This window comes from Microbacterium sp. NPDC056234, assembly GCF_042267585.1.
GTDB lineage: Bacteria > Actinomycetota > Actinomycetes > Actinomycetales > Microbacteriaceae > Microbacterium.
In genome coordinates this window covers 156,493-174,298 of sequence record NZ_JBHJTE010000003.1, presented here as the reverse complement: position 1 = coordinate 174,298, position 17,806 = coordinate 156,493, and the positions used below count along the sequence as shown (strand labels likewise).

The window sequence follows — 17,806 nt, the reverse complement described above, 5'->3', positions numbered from 1 at the left end:
CTCAGATCTCGATGCCGTGGGTCTCGTCGTTGACGCCGGTGTTGTTGTTGCCCTTGCGGGACTCGACGAGCATGAGCCAGCCGATCGAGACGATCGCCGCCAGCAGGATGCCGAGCCACACGTTCTGCAGGATCAGACCGATCACCACTCCCAGCACGAGCAGCAGAATCGTGCCGCCGAGCCAGGTCCACCGCTGCTTCTTCGTCGCTGCCATGCGCTCCAGCGTACGGTGATGCGCCGGTCGCCGCTGGTCGATCCCTCAGATGCGGCGCCCGAGCCAGACCGTTCGGGCGCTGCGGACGACGAGATCGTCGCGTGCGACCAGCGATCCGTGAGCATCGCCGTCGAGCAGCCGGTCGATCGCGTCGAGGTCCTGCGAATCCAGCATGTCGGTCAGATGCGTGCGCACGTTGGCGAAGATCTGTCGCGCGTAGCGGCGCGCATCGGAGGAGGGCTCCCTCCGATAGGTGAACGTGCGCTCGTCCTCGAGCACGAAACCGGCGGCCTGCAGGTGCGGTCCCCAGTCCGGATGGGCGTTCCAGCCGCGCGCGTCCATGGCCTCGTGGCACCGCTGCTCCAGTCCGGGACGCCCGAACCCGAGGTCGGTCGGGAGGAATCGGGGGAGGCCGTCCATCTCGACGGCGGCGATCACGCCGCCCTGTCTCAGCACCGTGCGCGCCGCACGCAGGACTCGGGCGGGATCCTGCATGTGGTGAAGCGATGAGGACGCCCACACCAGATCGAACGCGCCGATCTCCGGCCAGTCCTCCTCCGCGTCGGCGTGCACCGGGGTCACGCGATCACCGAGACCCGCCGCTCGTGCGGCATCCGCCAGATGGGCGAGCATCTCCGGGGACTGATCCAGCGCGACGACCGAGGCCCGAGGGAAGCGGCGAGCCAACGCGAGCGTGCCCGTTCCACCTCCGGATCCGAGATCGAGCACCGTCGACGGTTCGGTACGAAGGCGGGTGCCCACCCACTGCGTCAGTTCATCGAGGTGCCCGACGACGTGGGCGTCGAGATCGAGAACGTCCGCGTGGCCCGTACCGTGTGCGTGGTGATGATCCATGAGGATCACGGTATCCTCGCCATGCGTTATGCGCATACCATTTTGCCTATGGAGCAAAAATACGATGTGGATCGTCTCGTCGGGCAGCGGATCCGCGCTCTGCGCCTCGCCAGAGACTGGACTCTCGACGCGCTGGCACGGCGCTGCCACCTGAGTCCGTCCAACCTGAGCCGCATCGAGACCGGCGAGCGCCGCATCGCTCTGGACCAGCTCGTGTCGATCGCGCGGGCGCTGGGAACAACGCTGGACGAGCTGATCGAATCGGAAGAGGATGAGGACGTCGTCATCCGTCCTCAGGCCACCGCCGCCGGTGACGTCACGATCTGGCTCCTGTCGCATGAGCGCGGGATGAACGGCGTCACAGTGGCGAAGATGCGCATCACCCCGGGTCGCGGCACGCGACCGGAGGACATGGTCGTGCATCCGGGCCGCGACTGGTTCACGGTCCTGTCCGGAACCGCGCGTCTTCATCTCGGCGACCGCACCATCCTGGTCGCGGAAGGCGAGGCTGCGGAGTTCGCCACCACTACTCCGCACGTCATCGGCGCGCACGGCGGACCGGTGGAGATCCTCACCATCGTCACTCACGACGGTGAGCGCAGCCACCTGCCGAACGGCGGCATCACGCATTCGGCGGCGTGACGCGTCAGTGGCGACGGTGGTCCTGGGGAGCGAGCCTCGGACCTCGACGCGCTTCGCGAGGACCGCCGGCGAGGATCAGGCGGATCACGCGCTGGCGGTGACCGGTCCACGGGGCCAGGAGCTCCAGCATCCCGTCGTCGTCGACGCGCGAGCCGGTCAGCGCATACCCGACCTGATGGGCGAGGTGGTAGTCGCCGACGCTCACGGCGTCGGGGTCGCCGAGCGCCCTGATGCGCGTCTCGGAGGCCGTCCAGGCGCCGATCCCGGGCAGGCTGGTGAGGATGCGGTCACGGTCGGACCCGGTCGGCGCCGCCAGCAACGCATCGGCGATGCGCTGTCCGCGTGCGGCTGCTGTCACGATGGCGCGCGACTGGGGAGGCTCCAGTCCTGCACGATGCCACGCCCAGGACGGTATGCCGCGCCATCCGTCGACGGTCGGCGGCGCGAACATCGGCCGCGGCGTCGGGCCGGGAGCCGGCTCGCCGAAGCGGCTCACCAGGACGCGCCACGCACCGAACGCCTGGAACGAGGTGACCTTCTGCTCGATCACGGAGCTCGCCAGCGCGTCGAACACCAGGTCGGTGCGGGTGAGGCGGGTACCGGCCGTTCGGCGGGCGATCTCGGCGAGCATCGGGACCGCCGTGACGTCGAAGCCCGTGGCGTCGTCATCGGCTCCGCATAACGACGGCAGCTGCTCGAGCGCCCAGCCGGCGCCTGGGCCCCATGCGCTCGCGTGCACGCCTCCGGATGCGGCGCGCAGTGCGAGCGTCGCGACGCCGTGCGGGGTGCGGCTCGCGCGCCACAGGGTGGTGCCGTCGACCAGCATGGTCGGGTCCTTCGGGCCTCGCATCAGCACGCGGACCGTTCGGATCGCATCGAGCGGATGCGCAGGGCGGTAGACGGTCGACAGCGGCACGGCCGGAGCCGCGGCATCCGCTGTCATGGTCATGCGAACACCCTACGCCGCGAGGCTGACATCGACCGCGGAAGGGCCGCGGGTCAGAAGCGGTCGGGCGACGGGGTGCCGTGGCCGTAGCGGATCACGACGTCCGCGTGACGGTCGAAGCGGTAGCCGACGCCGCGCACGGTGCGCACGATGTCCTCGTAGCGGCCGAGCTTGGCCCGGAGCCGTCGCACGTGCACATCGATCGTGCGCTCGCCGGGTGTCTCGTCCTCCGGCGACTGCCACAGCGCGCCGACGAGTTCAGTCCGCTCGATCGTGCGGCCCTCGCGGAGCACGAGGTACTGCAGCAGTTCGAATTCCTTGTAGGTGAAAGCGGCCGAGTCGCCATCGATGAGCACGCGCTTGCGCGAGATGTCGACGACCACGCCCTCGTCCTCTTCGGAGGCCTCTTCCTCGGCTGCCCTGGTGCGGGCGATGGCGCCGGGCTCCTGAAGGGCGAGGCGGACGACGTCGAGGTCGCGGCCGCCGGCGCCGTGCGGCGAGAGCGCGACGGTGGCGTGGGTCTCGGCGCCGGGCGCGAGTTCGGCCAGTGTGCGCCGCAGGGCGTCGACGAGCAGCGGCAGGCTGACTCCGGCCTCAGCGGCCTTGATCTCGTCGAGTCCGACGTAGAGGGCGAAGCCGCGGGGCGACCGGGTGGCCGGCAGATCGGCGGCCGGCGCGTCTGCGACGGGGCGGAGACGGGCGGCGGTGGCGGGGCGGTCGAGGGTAGCGGTGTTCGACATGATGATGAAGTCCTTGGGAGGGTGAGCCGACGGGCTCTGATGCGTTGCGAGAGTGACCTTGAGGGCCGGTGGCGAGCACGCAGGTGGGTGCTCGGGAGCTCAGGCGTCGCAGATCGCGAAGGCCGAGCCGGGCAGGGTGGGCTGAAGTGTCAGCTGCACATTCGGCAACACATGGCAACGCGGCCGGGCATCATCATCCCGGCAGTCCCGTTCGCCTCCTGGGCGGACAAAGGGCGTGCGTTGGTGGTCATGGGTGGATTATGTCGGATCGTGTCGCTCCGTGTCAAAACGGAGCCTTTGTCCGTCGCCGGGCGTAACGTGGGGACGTGACCGATTCGACCCTCGCAGACGGCTTCGTCCTCACCGATGAGAAGGACGCGTCCCGCTACACGCTGCTGCACGACGGGCAGCTGGTCAGCGTCCTCGACTACCGGGATGACGGCAGCACGATCGCCCTGACGAGAGCGTTCACAGTCCCGACTTTCCGGGGGCAGGGGCACGCCGCGCGCGTCGTCGAGGGAGCCGTCGCCGACATCCTCGAGCGGGGCGATCGAAAGGTCGACGCGGTCTGCTGGTACGTCTCGGATTGGTTCGAAGCGCACCCGGAGCACCACGCTCTGCTGCGCCGTCGCTGACGTCTAGCAGATTTCGGCGCGTGTGACGCTTTGTTACGGCGCGGATCGGCCACCGCGGTCGCGCGTCGGTCTGCAAGGATGGCGCTATGAGACTCGCCGAGGCACTCGCGGCCCGCGCTGACCTGCAACGACGGATCGAGCAGTTGCGCGCACGGATCACCGCGAGCGCGCGCTACCAGGAGGGCGAGGAGCCGGCAGAGGATCCCGCGGCGCTGCTGGTCGAAGCGGAGGCGGCCTTCGCCCAGCTGCGCGACCTCATCCGCCGCATCAACAGGACCAACGCCGGGCTCGACCTCGGCGACGACGGCACCATGACCGACGCTCTCGCCAGCCGTGACGTGCTGCGACTGCAGCACTCCGTGCTGACGGATGCCGCCGCGGCGGCATCCGGGGCGAATCAGGTCGGGCTGCGCCAGATGCGCTCGGAGCTGCGGCAGATCGCGGCGCTGCCGGTGGCACCGCTGCGCGCGGCGGCGGATGACGTCGCCCACCGCCTGCGCGAGCTGGACAACCGGATCCAGCAGGCCAACTGGACTCACGATCTGGAGGGATGACGCGGAAGTCGGTAGTCAGGCGAGGCGGACACAACCCCTGCCGGAGGGGCAATTCCGGCACTGTCGGGTGGTGGGCAGCCCTGATCCTGCATCGCGCAGCCCCGCACACCGCACAGGAGACCGCGCACAACGCATCGTGCATCACCGCGTGTCGATCGTCCTGACGAGGGTGGGAACGGGGACCTTCCGCAGGCGCTCACGCACAATGCGGCACGCCTCTCGGGCGATGTCGGAGGCCATCCGTAGCGTGTGAGTATGCGCATCCTGCACACCTCCGACTGGCACATCGGTCGCACGTTCCACGGGAACTCCACCCTGGACGCACTGGCCGACGTGCTCACGGCGCTGGTCGCACAGGTGCGCGAGCACGGGGTCGACGCGGTCGTCGTCGCCGGCGACGTCTTCGACTCGGCCACCCCGGCCGGCCCGGCCTATACGCTTCTGGGCGACACGCTCGCGGCGCTGCACGACGTCGGCGCCGCCGTCATCGTCACGAGCGGCAACCACGATTCCGCGGCCCGGCTCGGCTTCCAGGCGCGGCTGCTGCGCGAGGGCATCCACGTGCTCACGGATCCGGTCGCGGTCGGTCAGCCCATCACGATCGCGGATGTCGATGGTCCGGTGCACTTCTACGGCATCCCGTACCTCGAGCCTGCGATCGTCCGGCAGCACTGGCCGGAAGCCGTGCTCCGCACGCAGGCACAGACCATGGCCCACGCCATGGGGCTTGTACGGGAGGGCATGGCTGCGAACGCCGGCCGCTCCGTCGCCATCGCGCACTGCTTCGCGGCCGGAGTGGATGCGACCGCGGGGCTCGAGCGCGAGGTCCGTCAGGGCGGGTTGGACGTCGTGCCGCTGTCGGTGTTCGACGGGCCGGACTACGTCGCGCTCGGGCACATCCACGGCCGCCAGCGGCTGAGCGATCGCGTCCGCTACGCCGGGGCGCCGCTGCACTACAGCTTCGGAGAGCAGGACAAGCCGCGCGGCTCCTGGCTCGTCGACCTCGACGCCGATGGACTCGCCGCCGTCGAGTGGCTCGAGCTTCCCGTGCCGCGCCGGCTCGTGACGCTCACCGGCGCGCTGGATGACATCCTCGCGGCCGACAACGTCGCAGCCCACAGCGCCGACTGGGTCTGCGCTGTCTACACCGATGCCCTGCCCCAGGCCGAGCCCATGCGCCGCCTGAAGGAGCGGTTCCCGTTCTGCGCGATGGTGCAGCACGAGCCCGAGAACACGGTCGCGCGCATCGAGAGCTCGTATGCGCAGCGCCTGCGCTCGGCGGTCACGGACACCGATCGCATCGAGGCGTTCCTCGTGCACGTCCGCGAGGGGCAGGGACCGACCGACGATGAGCGCGAGCTGATCCGCGAGGTGCTCGACGAGCGGGTGGCCGCAGAGGCACTGGTCTAGTGCGCCTGCATCGCCTCGAGGTCGAGGGGTTCGGCCCGTTCCGCGAACGACAGACGGTCGACTTCGATGCGTTCGCGGCAGACGGGATCTTCCTCATCGCCGGCCGCACCGGGGCGGGCAAGTCCAGCATCCTCGACGCCGTATGCTTCGGTCTCTACGGGGCGGTGCCGCGTTACGACGGCGGCGAGAAGCGGCTGCGCAGCGACCACTGCGAGCCCGACGATCCCAGCGAGGTGGTCGTCGAGTTCAGCACGACGGCCGGACGCTTCCGGGTCACGCGGTCACCCGAGTATCCGAGGCCGGCCAAGCGCGGCGGAGGCATGACCAAGCAGCCGGCGGCTGTCGCGCTCGACGAGTGGAGCGGTGAGGGGTGGGTCGGGCGCGCGGCGCGAGCGGTCGACGTGGCGCACGAGCTGGAAGCGATCCTGCAGCTGAGCCAGTCGCAGTTCCTCCAGGTGATTCTGCTGGCGCAGAACCGGTTCGCCCGCTTCCTGCTGGCCGACAGCAGAGAGCGGCAGGCGCTGCTGCGCCGGCTGTTCGGCACCGAGCGCTTCGAGGACATCCAGACCCGCTTCGAGGAGCGTCGGAAGGTTTCGGACGATCGGTTGAGCGCGAGCCTCATGACTGTCACGACTCGACTGGAAGAGGCCGAGTCCGTCGTCGTGGCCGCGGCGTTGGCAGGGTCGCCGTCGGAGGCCGCTGATGCCGACGGCGAGGTGTCTGCGCGAGGGGACGCACCCGCCGGCTCGCCGGACGAGCGGCTGGCGGCGCTGCGGCGTGCGCTCGCACGGGCGCAGTACCGCGCCGAGCGCGCGCAGGCGGATCGCGACGACGCCGAGCGGCTGTCGACGACAGCGGACGCCGCGCTCGCCACGTGCCGCGAGGATCAGGCGGCGCAGCGCGAGCGGGATCGCGCCCGCGCCGCGCTGAACGTTCTCGACGCGGAGGAGCCGCAGATCTCGGCGGCCAGGGGCGAGCTCGAGCGCGCCCGCAGCGCGGAAGCGCTCCGGCCAGCCCTCGCCGCAGCGGTGAAGGCGCAGCGCGCGCTGGACGCAGCCGTCGAGAGCGAAACGGAGGCGCGCGAACGGTGGGAGGCCCTCGGGATCTCTCTGCCGGAGATCACCGCGACGACCCTCGAACGATGGGCCGCCGAGCGCATCGAAGAGCGCGGAGGCTGGCAGCACGCAGCGGCGCACGAGGCGCAGAGGGCGGAGCGCGCCGCGGAGCTGGCGGACGCACGGGAGCGGGTCGCGACGGCATCCGCGCGGATCCAGGCCGACGAGGCCGAGCACGCGTCACTTCCGGCGCTGCGCACCGAATCGACGACCGAACGGGATGCGGCGCGTCGGATCGCAGACCGGGCCGACGACCTCGCCCGCGATCGTGATCGCGCGGCGGCTCGCCGCGCCGCGGCCGCCGAGGTCGAGCGGCTCACCGCTTCCGTCACGACGGGCGACGCCGAATTCGCCGCGGCCAATGCGGCGCTCACGCAGACGCAGACGCGGCTGTCCGATCTTCTGCAGCGCCGACTCGACGGCATGGCCGGCGAGCTCGCCGGGGCGCTGGTGCCGGGCGAGCCCTGCGCGGTGTGCGGCTCCACCGCGCATCCGGCGCCCGCCGCGCACATCGACCCGGTGTCCGCGGACGACGTCGCCGAGGCGCAGCAGGAGCGCGACGCCGCCGCTCGCACCGAGCGCGACGCCGCCGAACGGTTGACGGGCCTGAGGGCTCAGCTCGCCACTGCCACCGCGCTGGCGGAAGGACGCAGCCTCGCGCAGGCCGAGACGGAACTCTCCGAGGCGGATTCCGCGTACGCAGAGGCTGCGGCAGCGGGCAGCCGGGTTGCGGAGGCGGAGGCACGGCTGGCCGAGCTCGACGAGCGCGTCACCGAGCTGGAACGCGAACGGGCCGAATCCGGCCAGGCGCTCGCATCGGCCAGGGAAGCCCTTGCGGTTATCGAGGAGCGCGAACGGGAGGCTGTCGCCCTCATCGCAGAGGCTCGTGGCAGCTTCGACTCGGTCGCCGAACGGGTCGAAGCTGCGGCCGCCGGGATCAGCGCTGCCCAGAGCCTCGCTGAGGCGCTCGCAGAGATCGCGCGTCGTGCCGACGCCGTCGAAGAAGCTTCCACGGAACGCGATGCCGCGATCGAGCGCTCCGATTTCGACGAGCCGGATGCGGTGGAGACCGCCCTGCGATCCGCGAGCGAGCAGGATCAGCTCGACACGCGGATCACCGCGCACGCCGTCCAGCGCGAGAAGGAGAAGTCGATCCTCCTGCCGCTCGAGATGCGCGCGTTCCCCGAGGAGCCGATCGACCTCGCGCCGGTCGAAGACGCGGCCGTTCGTGCGCGCGCGGCGTGGAAGGAGCAGATGGATTCCGCGGCGCGCGCCGCCGGCGTCGCCGAGCGTCTCGGCGGCCTGATCGACAAGGCTGCGGCCGTGCACGCTCGCAGCGCCGATCAGGCGCACGAGCACGAGGTGCTCAAGGGCCTCGCCGACGCGATCGCGGGCCGCGCGGGCAACACCCACCGGATGACGCTGGAGACGTTCGTGCTCGCCGCCGAGCTCGAGGAGATCGTCGATGCCGCGAACCGGCGCCTCAGCGACATGTCGACCGGGCGCTATCAGCTGCGCCACTCCGACGCGCTCGCCGCTCGCGGCGCCGCATCCGGCCTCGGCATCGTCGTCTTCGACGCCTTCACCGGCCAGACCCGGCCTGCGCAGTCGCTCTCCGGCGGGGAGACGTTCCTCTCCTCACTCGCCCTCGCTCTCGGGCTCGCGGAGGTCGTCACGGCCCGCGCCGGGGGTATCACTCTCGACACGCTGTTCATCGACGAGGGGTTCGGCTCGCTCGACGCCGACACGCTCGACGTCGCGATGCGCACGCTCGACGAACTGCGCGCGGGCGGGCGCACGGTCGGAGTGATCAGTCACGTCGAGGCGATGCAGGAGCAGATCCCCGCTCAGCTGCGCGTCGAGCAGACCGATGCCGGGCCGAGCCGGATCATCGCGCCGGCGTGACGCTCAGTTCGCGTACGACCAGGCCGACACGGCGCTGAGCGACGCGATCTCCTCCGCGCTCAGCTGCACCCGTGCGCTCGCCAGCAGATCCGGCACCTGCTCCACGCGCGACGCGCTGGCGATGGGGGCGACGACCGTGGGCTGCGACCGCAGCCAGGCGAGCGCGACGGACGCGATCGATGCGCCGTGCGCCGTGCCGATGCGCTCTAGTTCGTCGATGATGCGCAGGCCATGAGACGTGGCGTACTTCGACGCTCCGCCGGCGCGAGCGGACGCCACCGCCGAAGCATCCTCCGACCGGTACTTCCCCGTGAGGAAGCCGCTGGCCAGCGCGTAGTACGGAACGAGGTCGAGGCCGAACTCCTCGGCGACCGGGATGATGTCGTCCTCGACGTCGTTGCGATGCACGAGGTTGTAGTGCGGCTGCACAGCCACGGGCAGCGCCGTCCCGGCATCCTGTGCGATCGATATCCAGGACCGGATGCGGTCGGCGGAGTAATTCGAGACCGCCGTGTGGCGCACGAGGCCGTCCGTCACAAGCTGCCCGAAGGCTGCGACGGTCTCCTCCAGCGGAACGGATTCGTCGTCGAAGTGCGCGTAGTAGAGATCGATCGTCTCGAGGCCCAGACGCTTCAGCGAGGCCTCGGCGGCGGCGCGGATGTTCTTCGCCGACAGACCGCGGAATTCGGGATGCGTGCTCACCTTCGTCGCGACGACGACATCGCGCGGCTTGCGTGACGCCAGCCATTCGCCGATGATCGTCTCGCTCTCGCCGCCCGAGTTCCCCGGAACCCACGCGCTGTACCCGTCCGCCGTGTCGATGAAATCGCCGCCGCCGTCCGTGAAGGCGTCGAGGATCGCGAACGAGGCATCGCGATCGGCGGTCCAGCCGAAGACGTTGCCACCGAGGGCGAGGGGGAACACGTCGAGGTCGCTGCGGCCGATCAGGGTCATGGGGTCTCACTTTCGTCGTCTGCTGAAGACAAGTCCGCCGTGTGGCGGGGTATTCCGCCGCGATGTCATCCGCTCGTAATGAGTGCGCGCGATACTGGACGCAGACAGAGTGGAGGATTCCGTGTCGCTTCAGCATCAGATCGCCGCCGCCCTCGGTGTGCAGCCCGAGATCGACCCGAGGGCGGAGATCGACCGACGGGTGCAGTTCCTCGTGAACTATCTCGTGACCACGGGTGCGCACGGGTTCGTGCTCGGCATCTCGGGCGGGCAGGACTCGACGCTCGCGGGTCGGCTCGCCCAGCTCGCCGTCGAGAAGGCGCGCGCGCAGGGGGCCAGAGCATCGTTCATCGCGGTGCGGCTCCCGTATCGGGTCCAGCTGGACGCGGATGACGCGGCCGCCGCCCTGCAGTTCATCGCGGCTGATCGCGCCATCGAGGTCAACATCCAGCACGGCGTCGACGGTGTGGAGAAGGACATCGAGCAGGCCGCCGGAGCCGACATCTCCGACTTCAACCGCGGCAACATCAAGGCCCGCGTCCGCATGGTCACGCAGTACGCACTGGCCGGACACGACAGGATGCTGGTCATCGGAACCGACCACGCGGCCGAGGCGGTCACCGGCTTCTACACGAAGTTCGGCGATGGTGCGGCTGATCTGCTTCCCCTCTCCGGCCTGACCAAGCGCCAGGGAAAGACGTTGCTGCGCGAGCTCGGCGCTCCGGACCGGCTGTGGCTCAAGGTGCCGACCGCCGATCTGCTGGACGGTCAGCCCGGTCGTGCAGACGAGGACGAGCTCGGTCTCACCTACGAGCAGATCGACGACTACCTGGAAGGCGTGCCGGTGGATGCCGAGGTCGCAGCGCGCATCGAGGGCAAGTACCTCGCCAGCGAGCACAAGCGACAACTGCCTGTGACTCCGACCGACACCTGGTGGCGCTGACCGCTTCCGCCCTGCGGGGTGCACGGGATGCCGTGTCCGACCCCGGAACTAGTCTCGAAGCATGAGGATCGACACCGAGGCGCAGCGCGTCATCTGGAGCGCCAGCGACCTGAAGCTGGCCGCCGAGTGCGAGTTCGCCTGGTGCCGTGCGATCGACGCGAAGCTCGGTCGGATCCCGGCTGTGGAAGAACCGGAAGACGCCACGCTGCGCCGTGCCGCCGAGCTCGGAGACGTGCACGAGCAGAACGTGCTGCAGGCGTATCGCGACCGCTACGGCGCCGCCGTCCACGAGGTGGCCAAAGTGTCCTCCCGCGACGCAGCCGCTCTCACTGCGGCCGTCGTCGAGACGAACGAAGCGCTCCGTTCCGACGCGCTGGTGCTGTTCCAGGCGGCGTTCTCGACGGATGAGTTCGTCGGGTTCGCCGACTTCCTGCTGCGTGAGGATGACGGGCGCTGGCGTGTGCAGGATTCGAAGCTCGCCCGTACGGCCAGGGTCACCGCGCTCATGCAGCTCGCGGCATATGTCGATCAGCTGGACGGGCTCGGTGTCCCTCGCTCGCACCACGTCGATCTCATCCTCGGTGACGGCACGCTCAGCACGCACGCGGTCGATGACCTCCTGCCGCTGTTCCGAGTCCGCAGGGCGAGACTGCGCGCGCTCATCGCCGATCGCCGTGTCGGCGACGGCGGCACCGGCTCGCCGCTCGCGTGGGGCGACGACCGTGGCGATCTGCAGGTGAGGGCCTGCGGCCGGTGCGCGACCTGCGACGAACAGGTTCTCGCGCACCGCGACCTGCTGATGGTGGCGCGGATGCGCCCGGTGCAACGGCAGAAGCTGCGGGCAGCCGGAATCCGGACCATAGACGATCTCGCGCTCGCTGACGAGGTCCCGGAGGGCATGAACGCGGACGTTTTCGCCGGACTGCGCGCCCAGGCGCGTCTGCAGGCCGGTGCGCCGCTCGATGCGGCCGATGCGCCGCCTTTCGAACTCGTCTCGGCGCATGCGATCGGGCTCATGCCGCGCCCGAGCCATGGTGACATCTTCTTCGACTTCGAGGGGGATCCGCTGTACACGGAGCCAGTCGATGACGCCGTGCGAAGCGGCAGGCCCGACTGGGGCATCGACTACCTGTTCGGCTGGATCGACAACGCTGAGCAGTACACCGCGCTGTGGGCGCACACCTTCGCCGACGAGAAGCAGGCGCTGCTCGACTTCCTGGCGTTCGTGAAGCTGCGCCGTCAGACGCATCCCGACATGCACATCTATCACTACGCACCGTACGAGACCTCGCACCTGTCAGCGATGGCGGCCCGGCACGGGGTGGGGGAGGCCGACGTCGACCGGCTCCTCCGCGAAGGCGTGTTCGTGGACCTCTACCCGCTGGTCCTGCGTTCCGTGCGCGTCGGCTCGCGATCGTACTCCATCAAGAAGCTCGAGCCGCTCTACATGGGCGACCAGGTCCGCACGAGCGACGTGCAGAAGGGCGACGATTCGATCGTCCAGTACGTGCAGGCACGCGAGCTGAGAGCCGCCGGCCAGGTGTCGGAGGCCGAGGCGGTCCTGACCGACCTCGCCGACTACAACCGCTATGACTGCGTCTCCACGCGTCGACTGCGCGACTGGCTGATCGGGCTCGCGAAGCAGGAGGGCGTGCTCCCCGCGCCGCCCGATGAGCTGCAGACACGCGCGTACGAGCCGTCCGCCCTCTCGTTGGCGCTCCTCGCAGATGGCGAGGCGGCGGTCCGTGGCGGGGGAGACGGCGAGGTGCATCGGGTCGCCGCGGCCGCGATCGATTACTACCCGCGTGAGGCGAAGAGCTTCTGGCAGGGGCACTTCCAGCGACTGCGTGAACCGGTCTCGGTCTGGGAGCAGACCCGTGATGTTCTGCGCATCGACATCGGCCGCTGCCGAACGCTCGAGGACTGGGGCGTCGCCGAGGGGAACCGCAGCCTGACCCGGCTCCTCGAGCTGCGCGGAGAGGTGGCACCCGGCAGCACCCTCGGTGCGGGAGGGCGCCCGTTCGCGCTCTACGAGACGCCGGCGCCATTCCAGGTCGACAATCTGTCGCGGGTCATCCACGTCCCGCATGAGGTCGAGATCGTCGAAGTGCTGGACGACGGCTACATCGTGCGCGAGCGCGCCGTGCAGGGGGAGACGTGGCATGATCTGCCGCTCGCGCTCGCGCCGGCGTCCCCGCCGAACGTCGTATCCCAGCAGAAGGCGATCGAGGAATGGGCGCAGTCGGTGCATCTCGCTGCTCCCGACTTCCCGCGAGACGCTGCGAGCGACATCCTCCGACGAGCGGTGCCGCGCACGACATCGGGTGCGGCGCTGCCGCAGGCCGGCGACGACACGATCGACGCGATCATCCACGGGATCCTCGACCTCGACCGCAGCTATATCGCGGTTCAGGGCCCGCCTGGCACAGGCAAGACCTTCACCGGCTCCCAGGTGATCTCGCGCCTGGTCCGCGATCACGGTTTCAAGATCGGCGTCGTCGCGCAATCGCACGCGATCGTCGAGACGCTCCTCGGCCGCGTCATCGAGGACGGTGTGCCATCGGCCCAGGTCGCCAAGCATCCGAAGGATCCCGGCGTCGAGCCGCCCTACACGGTGATCCCCAAGGACGGCATGGCGTCGTTCATCGGCGAGCATCCCGAGGGCTTCGTCGTCGGCGGCACCGCGTGGGACTTCAGCAATACGCGACGCGTCGACCGAGACGGTCTCGATCTGCTCGTGATCGACGAGGCGGGGCAGTTCTCGCTCGCCTCCACGATCGCGGTGGCGGCCGGAGCGAAGAACCTCCTTCTGCTGGGCGACCCGCAGCAGCTGCCGCAGGTGAGTCAGGGCACCCACCCTGAGCCGGTCGACACATCAGCGCTGGGGTGGGTCATGGCCGGACAGCAGGTGCTGGATCCGGCGTACGGCTACTTCCTCGCGACATCCTGGCGGATGCATCCCGCCGTCGCGGAACCCGTCTCGCAACTGGCGTACGCAGGACGACTGGCGTCGGCACCGGGCACGGAAGGGCGCCTTGTCGAGGGCAGGGAACCCGGCCTGCACGTCGTACCCGTCCGTCACCGCGGCAACGCGACGCAATCGCCTGAAGAGGCGGCCGAGGTGCTGCGGATCGTGCGCGACCTGCTCGGCCGCACCTACTCCGATGCCATGGCGGGGGCGTCGCCGCGCCCCCTCGATCAGGAGGACATCATCGTGGTCGCGCCGTACAACGCGCAGAAGCAACTGATCCACGAGATCCTGACGGATGCCGGCTTCGACCGGGTCCCGGTCGGCACGGTCGACAACTTCCAGGGGAAGGAGGCGGTCGTCTCGATCACCTCGCTCGCGGCATCCAGCGGGAGGGACGCGCCGCGCGGTCCGGAGTTCCTGCTGCTGCAGAACCGGCTCAACGTCGCGATCTCCCGCGCCAAGAGCGTCGCCTACCTCGTGCATTCGCCGGCGCTGCTCGACGATCTCCCGTGGTCGGCCGAGGGCGTCGCCCGTCTCAGCGCGTTCGCGCGGCTGGTCGATGCAGCCTGAGCGCGCAACCCCGCGCGTCGGCGGTCAGACCGTGCCGTAGAGCCGGTCGCCGGCGTCGCCGAGACCGGGCACGATGTAGCCCTTCTCATTGAGGCGCTCGTCGAGCGCACCCAGCACGAGGGTCACGTCCTGGTCGCCGACGAGCTTCTCGATCGCGGCGACGCCCTCAGGGGTGCCGAGCAGGCAGATCGCCGTGACGTCCTTGGCCCCACGGTCGAACAGGAACTGGATCGCCGCCCCCAGAGAGCCGCCGGTGGCGAGCATCGGGTCGATCGCGAAGCACTGGCGGTCGCTGAGGTCGTCCGGAAGACGCTCGGCGTACGTGGTCGGCTCGAACGTCTCCTCATCGCGGACCATGCCGAGGAACCCGACCTCGGCGGTCGGAAGCAGCTTGACCATGCCCTCGAGCATCCCGAGTCCGGCGCGCAGGATGGGCACGACGATCGGCCGAGGCTCGGAGATCTTCACACCCATCGTGGTCGTCACAGGGGTGGTGATCTCGATGGGGGACACCCGCACGTTCCGCGTCGCTTCGTAGGCGAGCAGCGTCACGAGTTCCTCGGTGAGCTGGCGGAAAACCGGCGAGGGCGTGCGCGCGTCGCGCAGCACCGAGAGCTTGTGGGTGATGAGGGGGTGGTCTGCCACGTGAACACGCATGGATCAAGGGTAATGCCCACAGCCCTCGGCAATAGAGTCGAGATATGTCCGGATCCGATGAGCAGGGGATGCTGCGTGCGCTCGACCTCGCTCGAGACGCGGCGGCGACCGGCGACGTGCCCGTCGGCGCGGTCGTGCTGGACTCGTCAGGCCGCATCGTCGCGGAGGGCCGGAACACCCGTGAGGAGACGCACGATCCCACCGGGCACGCCGAGATCGTGGCGCTGCGCGGCGCCGCGGCATCCCTGGGCTCCTGGAACCTGGAGGGTCACACACTCGTGGTGACGCTCGAGCCGTGCGTGATGTGCGCCGGAGCGATCCTGCAGGCGCGGATCGGGCGGGTCGTGTTCGGCGCGTGGGACGAGAAGGCCGGCGCCGCGGGCTCCATGTACGACGTGCTGCGCGACCGGCGACTGCCGTACCGGGCCGAGGTCGTCGGCGGTCTCCTCGAGGAGGACGCCTCCGGCCTGCTGCGCGACTTCTTCGAAGCTCGGCGCTGAACTCGGTACCGGCGGGTCAGTCCGCTGACTTCAGCACGAACACATCGGTCGACGGCTCTGGATCGAGCGAGGGACGGTAGATGTCGGGCTCGATGTAGATCGCGCGGGCGACGGGCACGGCCTCGCGGATCCGCTTCTCGATGTCATTGATGTCGTCTGCGGCCTCGCGGACGGTCTTGTCCGAAGGCAGCGCGATCTTCGCCGCGACCAGCAGCTCGTCGGGGCCCAGGTACAGCGTCTTGAGGTGGATGAGCTTCTCGACCTCCGGGCCGTAGACGATCGCGTCGACGATGCGGTCGTGATCGGCCTGGTTCGCCCCCTCGCCGACGAGCAGACTCTTCGTCTCCGCACCGAGGATGATCGCGATCAGCACGAGCAGCGTGCCGATCATGAGCGTGCCGAGGGCATCGAACAGCGGGTCTCCGGTGATCACGGTCAGCCCGACGCCGAGCAGGGCGAAGGTCAGACCCGTCAGGGCCCCGATGTCCTCGAGCAGGACGACGGGCAACTCCGGTGCCTTCGCTCGACGCACGAACGACACCCATGACTGGCCCTTCTCACGCACCAGGTTGCTCTCGCGCACGGCCGTGCGCAGCGAGAAGGACTCCAACCCGATCGCGACGACCAGGACGACGATCGGCAGCCACCACCACGTATCGTCGAGCGCGTGCGGATGCGTGAGCTTGTCGATGCCCTCGTAGATGGCGAACACGCCACCGACGGAGAACAGGATGATCGAGACGACGAAAGCGTAGACGTAGCGCTCCCGGCCATAGCCGAACGGATGCTCGCGGTCGGCGACGCGCTTCGCCTTGCGTCCGCCGAGCATGAGCAGCAGCTGATTGCCGGAGTCGGCGACCGAGTGGATGGCCTCGGCGAGCATGGATGCCGAGCCCGATAGCGCCCATGCGATGAACTTCGCCAGAGCGATGCCCAGGTTCGCCAGGAACGCCGCGAGGATGGCCTTGCCGCCGCCGGTTGCACTCATGGCCCGAGTCTAGTTCCGGCGTTCGGCCGGCGCAGGAGCCGCGTCGGGGCGTCCGCCATCGGCCGCCATAGGATGACGTCATGGCTGACTCCCTTCCTTCTCTGGCGTTCCTCGGTGCGGGTTCGATGGGGGGTGCGATCCTGCAGGGCGTGGTCGCCTCCGGCATCCCCGTCGAGGGTGGGATCGTCGCGACGAACCGCACGAAGGAGAAGGCCGCCGGCCTCGCGGACTTCGCCGGCGTCACCGCGATCGCGCTCGACGAACGGCCGGACGGGAACACGGATGCCGCGGCAGACGCACGCGTCATCCTCGTCGGCGTGAAGCCGGCGATGGTGCCCGACCTGCTCCGGGAGATCGCCCCTGTGCTGCGCCAGGACGCGATCATCGTCAGCCTCGCGGCCGGCGTCACCCTGGCCACGTTCGCCGAGCACCTCGGCGACGGCGTGCGCGTGATCCGGTCGATGCCGAACACCCCGGCGACGGTCGGGAAGGCGGTCACCGGACTCGCGCCCGGCGCTGCGGTCTCCACGGAGGACCTGGCCGTCGTGCGTCGTCTGTTCGAACTCGTCGGCGCGGTCGTCGAGGTCCCAGAGGACAGGATCGACGCCCTCTCGACGATCTCAGGTTCCGGCCCCGCCTACGTGTTCCTCCTCATCGAGGAGCTCACCAAGGCGGCGATCGGCAAGGGGTTCAGCGAGTCGGATGCGCGCCTCATGGCGGAGCAGACGTTCATCGGCGCAGCGGCGCTGCTGGATGCGTCCGGCGAGAACCCCGTGGAGCTCCGCCGCCGCGTGACGAGCCCGAAGGGCACCACCGAGCGGGCGGTCGCCGTGCTGCAGGACGCGCACCTCGAAACGGTCTTCGCCGAAGCGACCGATGCGGCACTGGCGCGCGCCAGGGAGATCGCCGCCGGGGCCTGACATGGAGCTGCGCTTCGCGGGGAAGGTCTGGTACTGGCGGGGGCCCGCGCCCTTCCATTTCGTCACAGTGCCGCCCGTCGAGAGCGAGATGATCCACGACGTGTCCGGCATCGTGACGTACGGCTGGGGAATGATCCCGGTCCGGGTCACGGTCGGCGGCACGACTCTGCCGACGTCGCTGTGGCCGAAGGACGGCGGCTACATCGTGCCGATAAAGAAGGCGCTGCAGGATGCCGAGTCCATCGCCGTCGACGACGAGATCGAGATCGCGCTCGACATCGACGCCTGAG

At 69.7% G+C, this 17,806-nt stretch carries 17 protein-coding genes; 10 read left to right on the top strand and 7 right to left on the bottom strand.

Annotated elements, in window-relative coordinates:
- Position 1: 1 nt before the first annotated feature.
- Together ACFCYE_RS10260 and ACFCYE_RS10255 are read right to left on the bottom strand one after the other, a co-directional pair.
- Complete coding sequence (locus tag ACFCYE_RS10260; RefSeq protein ID WP_376178444.1) at positions 2 to 214, bottom strand: hypothetical protein; 213 nt, start codon at positions 212 to 214, stop codon at positions 2 to 4.
- Positions 215 to 259: 45 nt separating this feature from the next.
- Positions 260 to 1,069 (bottom strand): class I SAM-dependent methyltransferase, encoded by an 810-nt coding sequence (locus ACFCYE_RS10255; RefSeq protein WP_376178442.1) that lies wholly within the window; start codon positions 1,067 to 1,069, stop codon positions 260 to 262.
- A gap of 48 nt (positions 1,070 to 1,117) precedes the next feature.
- Between ACFCYE_RS10255 and ACFCYE_RS10250 the strand changes: the two genes are divergently transcribed.
- On the top strand, positions 1,118 to 1,711 hold the full coding sequence (locus ACFCYE_RS10250; protein WP_376178991.1) for a helix-turn-helix domain-containing protein: 594 nt from the start codon (positions 1,118 to 1,120) through the stop codon (positions 1,709 to 1,711).
- A 4-nt stretch (positions 1,712 to 1,715) separates the two neighbouring features.
- On the opposite strand, the gene ACFCYE_RS10245 is transcribed toward ACFCYE_RS10250, so the two are convergent.
- The gene (locus tag ACFCYE_RS10245; RefSeq protein WP_376178441.1) at positions 1,716 to 2,660 is read right to left on the bottom strand and encodes a DNA-3-methyladenine glycosylase family protein; all 945 of its coding nucleotides are present in this window, start codon (positions 2,658 to 2,660) and stop codon (positions 1,716 to 1,718) included.
- 50 nt (positions 2,661 to 2,710) lie between these two features.
- A complete protein-coding gene (locus ACFCYE_RS10240; protein ID WP_376178440.1) occupies positions 2,711 to 3,397 on the bottom strand; it encodes a winged helix-turn-helix domain-containing protein in 687 nt (228 codons plus the stop codon).
- Between the two features lie 326 nt (positions 3,398 to 3,723).
- Here ACFCYE_RS10240 and ACFCYE_RS10235 point away from each other — a divergent pair, with 326 nt between their 5' ends.
- The 4 genes from ACFCYE_RS10235 to ACFCYE_RS10220 all read left to right on the top strand — a co-directional run bounded on the left by ACFCYE_RS10235 (position 3,724) and on the right by ACFCYE_RS10220 (position 9,016).
- Positions 3,724 to 4,032: a GNAT family N-acetyltransferase gene (locus tag ACFCYE_RS10235; protein WP_376178439.1), complete on the top strand. Its 309-nt coding sequence runs from the start codon at positions 3,724 to 3,726 to the stop codon at positions 4,030 to 4,032.
- An 86-nt stretch (positions 4,033 to 4,118) separates the two neighbouring features.
- Complete coding sequence (locus ACFCYE_RS10230) at positions 4,119 to 4,586, top strand: DIP1984 family protein (RefSeq protein ID WP_376178437.1); 468 nt, start codon at positions 4,119 to 4,121, stop codon at positions 4,584 to 4,586.
- A gap of 255 nt (positions 4,587 to 4,841) precedes the next feature.
- On the top strand, positions 4,842 to 5,996 hold the full coding sequence (locus tag ACFCYE_RS10225) for an exonuclease SbcCD subunit D (protein ID WP_376178436.1): 1,155 nt from the start codon (positions 4,842 to 4,844) through the stop codon (positions 5,994 to 5,996).
- Complete coding sequence (locus ACFCYE_RS10220) at positions 5,996 to 9,016, top strand: AAA family ATPase (RefSeq protein ID WP_376178435.1); 3,021 nt, start codon at positions 5,996 to 5,998, stop codon at positions 9,014 to 9,016. The genes ACFCYE_RS10225 and ACFCYE_RS10220 overlap by 1 nt, the downstream gene beginning before the upstream one ends.
- Before the next feature lie 3 nt (positions 9,017 to 9,019).
- On the opposite strand, the gene ACFCYE_RS10215 is transcribed toward ACFCYE_RS10220, so the two are convergent.
- Positions 9,020 to 9,970 carry an aldo/keto reductase gene (locus tag ACFCYE_RS10215; RefSeq protein ID WP_376178433.1) on the bottom strand — a complete coding sequence of 317 codons (951 nt, stop codon included), beginning with the start codon at positions 9,968 to 9,970 and terminating at the stop codon, positions 9,020 to 9,022.
- Positions 9,971 to 10,091: 121 nt separating this feature from the next.
- Between ACFCYE_RS10215 and nadE the strand changes: the two genes are divergently transcribed.
- Positions 10,092 to 10,910 carry an ammonia-dependent NAD(+) synthetase gene (gene nadE / locus ACFCYE_RS10210; protein ID WP_376178432.1) on the top strand — a complete coding sequence of 273 codons (819 nt, stop codon included), beginning with the start codon at positions 10,092 to 10,094 and terminating at the stop codon, positions 10,908 to 10,910.
- A 61-nt stretch (positions 10,911 to 10,971) separates the two neighbouring features.
- On the top strand, positions 10,972 to 14,451 hold the full coding sequence (locus tag ACFCYE_RS10205) for a TM0106 family RecB-like putative nuclease (protein ID WP_376178430.1): 3,480 nt from the start codon (positions 10,972 to 10,974) through the stop codon (positions 14,449 to 14,451).
- A 24-nt stretch (positions 14,452 to 14,475) separates the two neighbouring features.
- Here ACFCYE_RS10205 and upp read toward each other — a convergent pair whose 3' ends face one another.
- Entirely contained in the window at positions 14,476 to 15,108 is a 633-nt protein-coding gene (gene upp, locus ACFCYE_RS10200; protein ID WP_376178429.1) for a uracil phosphoribosyltransferase, read from the bottom strand.
- Between the two features lie 44 nt (positions 15,109 to 15,152).
- Between upp and tadA the strand changes: the two genes are divergently transcribed.
- The gene (gene tadA / locus ACFCYE_RS10195; RefSeq protein ID WP_376178427.1) at positions 15,153 to 15,608 is read left to right on the top strand and encodes a tRNA adenosine(34) deaminase TadA; all 456 of its coding nucleotides are present in this window, start codon (positions 15,153 to 15,155) and stop codon (positions 15,606 to 15,608) included.
- A gap of 16 nt (positions 15,609 to 15,624) precedes the next feature.
- Here the strand turns inward: tadA and ACFCYE_RS10190 are convergent, their stop codons facing one another.
- Positions 15,625 to 16,596 (bottom strand): cation diffusion facilitator family transporter, encoded by a 972-nt coding sequence (locus ACFCYE_RS10190; RefSeq protein WP_376178425.1) that lies wholly within the window; start codon positions 16,594 to 16,596, stop codon positions 15,625 to 15,627.
- A gap of 80 nt (positions 16,597 to 16,676) precedes the next feature.
- On the opposite strand from ACFCYE_RS10190, the gene proC reads away from it, so the two are divergent.
- Both proC and ACFCYE_RS10180 read left to right on the top strand, forming a co-directional pair.
- Positions 16,677 to 17,516, top strand: coding sequence for a pyrroline-5-carboxylate reductase (proC, locus tag ACFCYE_RS10185; RefSeq protein WP_376178423.1), 840 nt, complete (start codon positions 16,677 to 16,679; stop codon positions 17,514 to 17,516).
- 1 nt (position 17,517) lies between these two features.
- Positions 17,518 to 17,805 (top strand): DUF1905 domain-containing protein, encoded by a 288-nt coding sequence (locus ACFCYE_RS10180; protein WP_376178421.1) that lies wholly within the window; start codon positions 17,518 to 17,520, stop codon positions 17,803 to 17,805.
- Position 17,806: the final 1 nt, after the last annotated feature.

What these genes read in the sequence shown, in the direction of transcription:
- ACFCYE_RS10260 (WP_376178444.1), bottom strand. Translation starts at nt 214, where the DNA reads ATGGCAGCGACGAAGAAGCAGCGGTGGACCTGGCTCGGCGGCACGATT.
- ACFCYE_RS10225 (WP_376178436.1), top strand. Translation starts at nt 4,842, where the DNA reads ATGCGCATCCTGCACACCTCCGACTGGCACATCGGTCGCACGTTCCAC.
- proC (WP_376178423.1), top strand. Translation starts at nt 16,677, where the DNA reads ATGGCTGACTCCCTTCCTTCTCTGGCGTTCCTCGGTGCGGGTTCGATG.
- ACFCYE_RS10205 (WP_376178430.1), top strand. Translation starts at nt 10,972, where the DNA reads ATGAGGATCGACACCGAGGCGCAGCGCGTCATCTGGAGCGCCAGCGAC.
- ACFCYE_RS10245 (WP_376178441.1), bottom strand. Translation starts at nt 2,660, where the DNA reads ATGACCATGACAGCGGATGCCGCGGCTCCGGCCGTGCCGCTGTCGACC.
- ACFCYE_RS10240 (WP_376178440.1), bottom strand. Translation starts at nt 3,397, where the DNA reads ATGTCGAACACCGCTACCCTCGACCGCCCCGCCACCGCCGCCCGTCTC.
- ACFCYE_RS10215 (WP_376178433.1), bottom strand. Translation starts at nt 9,970, where the DNA reads ATGACCCTGATCGGCCGCAGCGACCTCGACGTGTTCCCCCTCGCCCTC.
- ACFCYE_RS10180 (WP_376178421.1), top strand. Translation starts at nt 17,518, where the DNA reads ATGGAGCTGCGCTTCGCGGGGAAGGTCTGGTACTGGCGGGGGCCCGCG.
- tadA (WP_376178427.1), top strand. Translation starts at nt 15,153, where the DNA reads ATGTCCGGATCCGATGAGCAGGGGATGCTGCGTGCGCTCGACCTCGCT.
- upp (WP_376178429.1), bottom strand. Translation starts at nt 15,108, where the DNA reads ATGCGTGTTCACGTGGCAGACCACCCCCTCATCACCCACAAGCTCTCG.
- ACFCYE_RS10250 (WP_376178991.1), top strand. Translation starts at nt 1,118, where the DNA reads ATGGAGCAAAAATACGATGTGGATCGTCTCGTCGGGCAGCGGATCCGC.
- ACFCYE_RS10230 (WP_376178437.1), top strand. Translation starts at nt 4,119, where the DNA reads ATGAGACTCGCCGAGGCACTCGCGGCCCGCGCTGACCTGCAACGACGG.
- ACFCYE_RS10190 (WP_376178425.1), bottom strand. Translation starts at nt 16,596, where the DNA reads ATGAGTGCAACCGGCGGCGGCAAGGCCATCCTCGCGGCGTTCCTGGCG.
- ACFCYE_RS10255 (WP_376178442.1), bottom strand. Translation starts at nt 1,069, where the DNA reads ATGGATCATCACCACGCACACGGTACGGGCCACGCGGACGTTCTCGAT.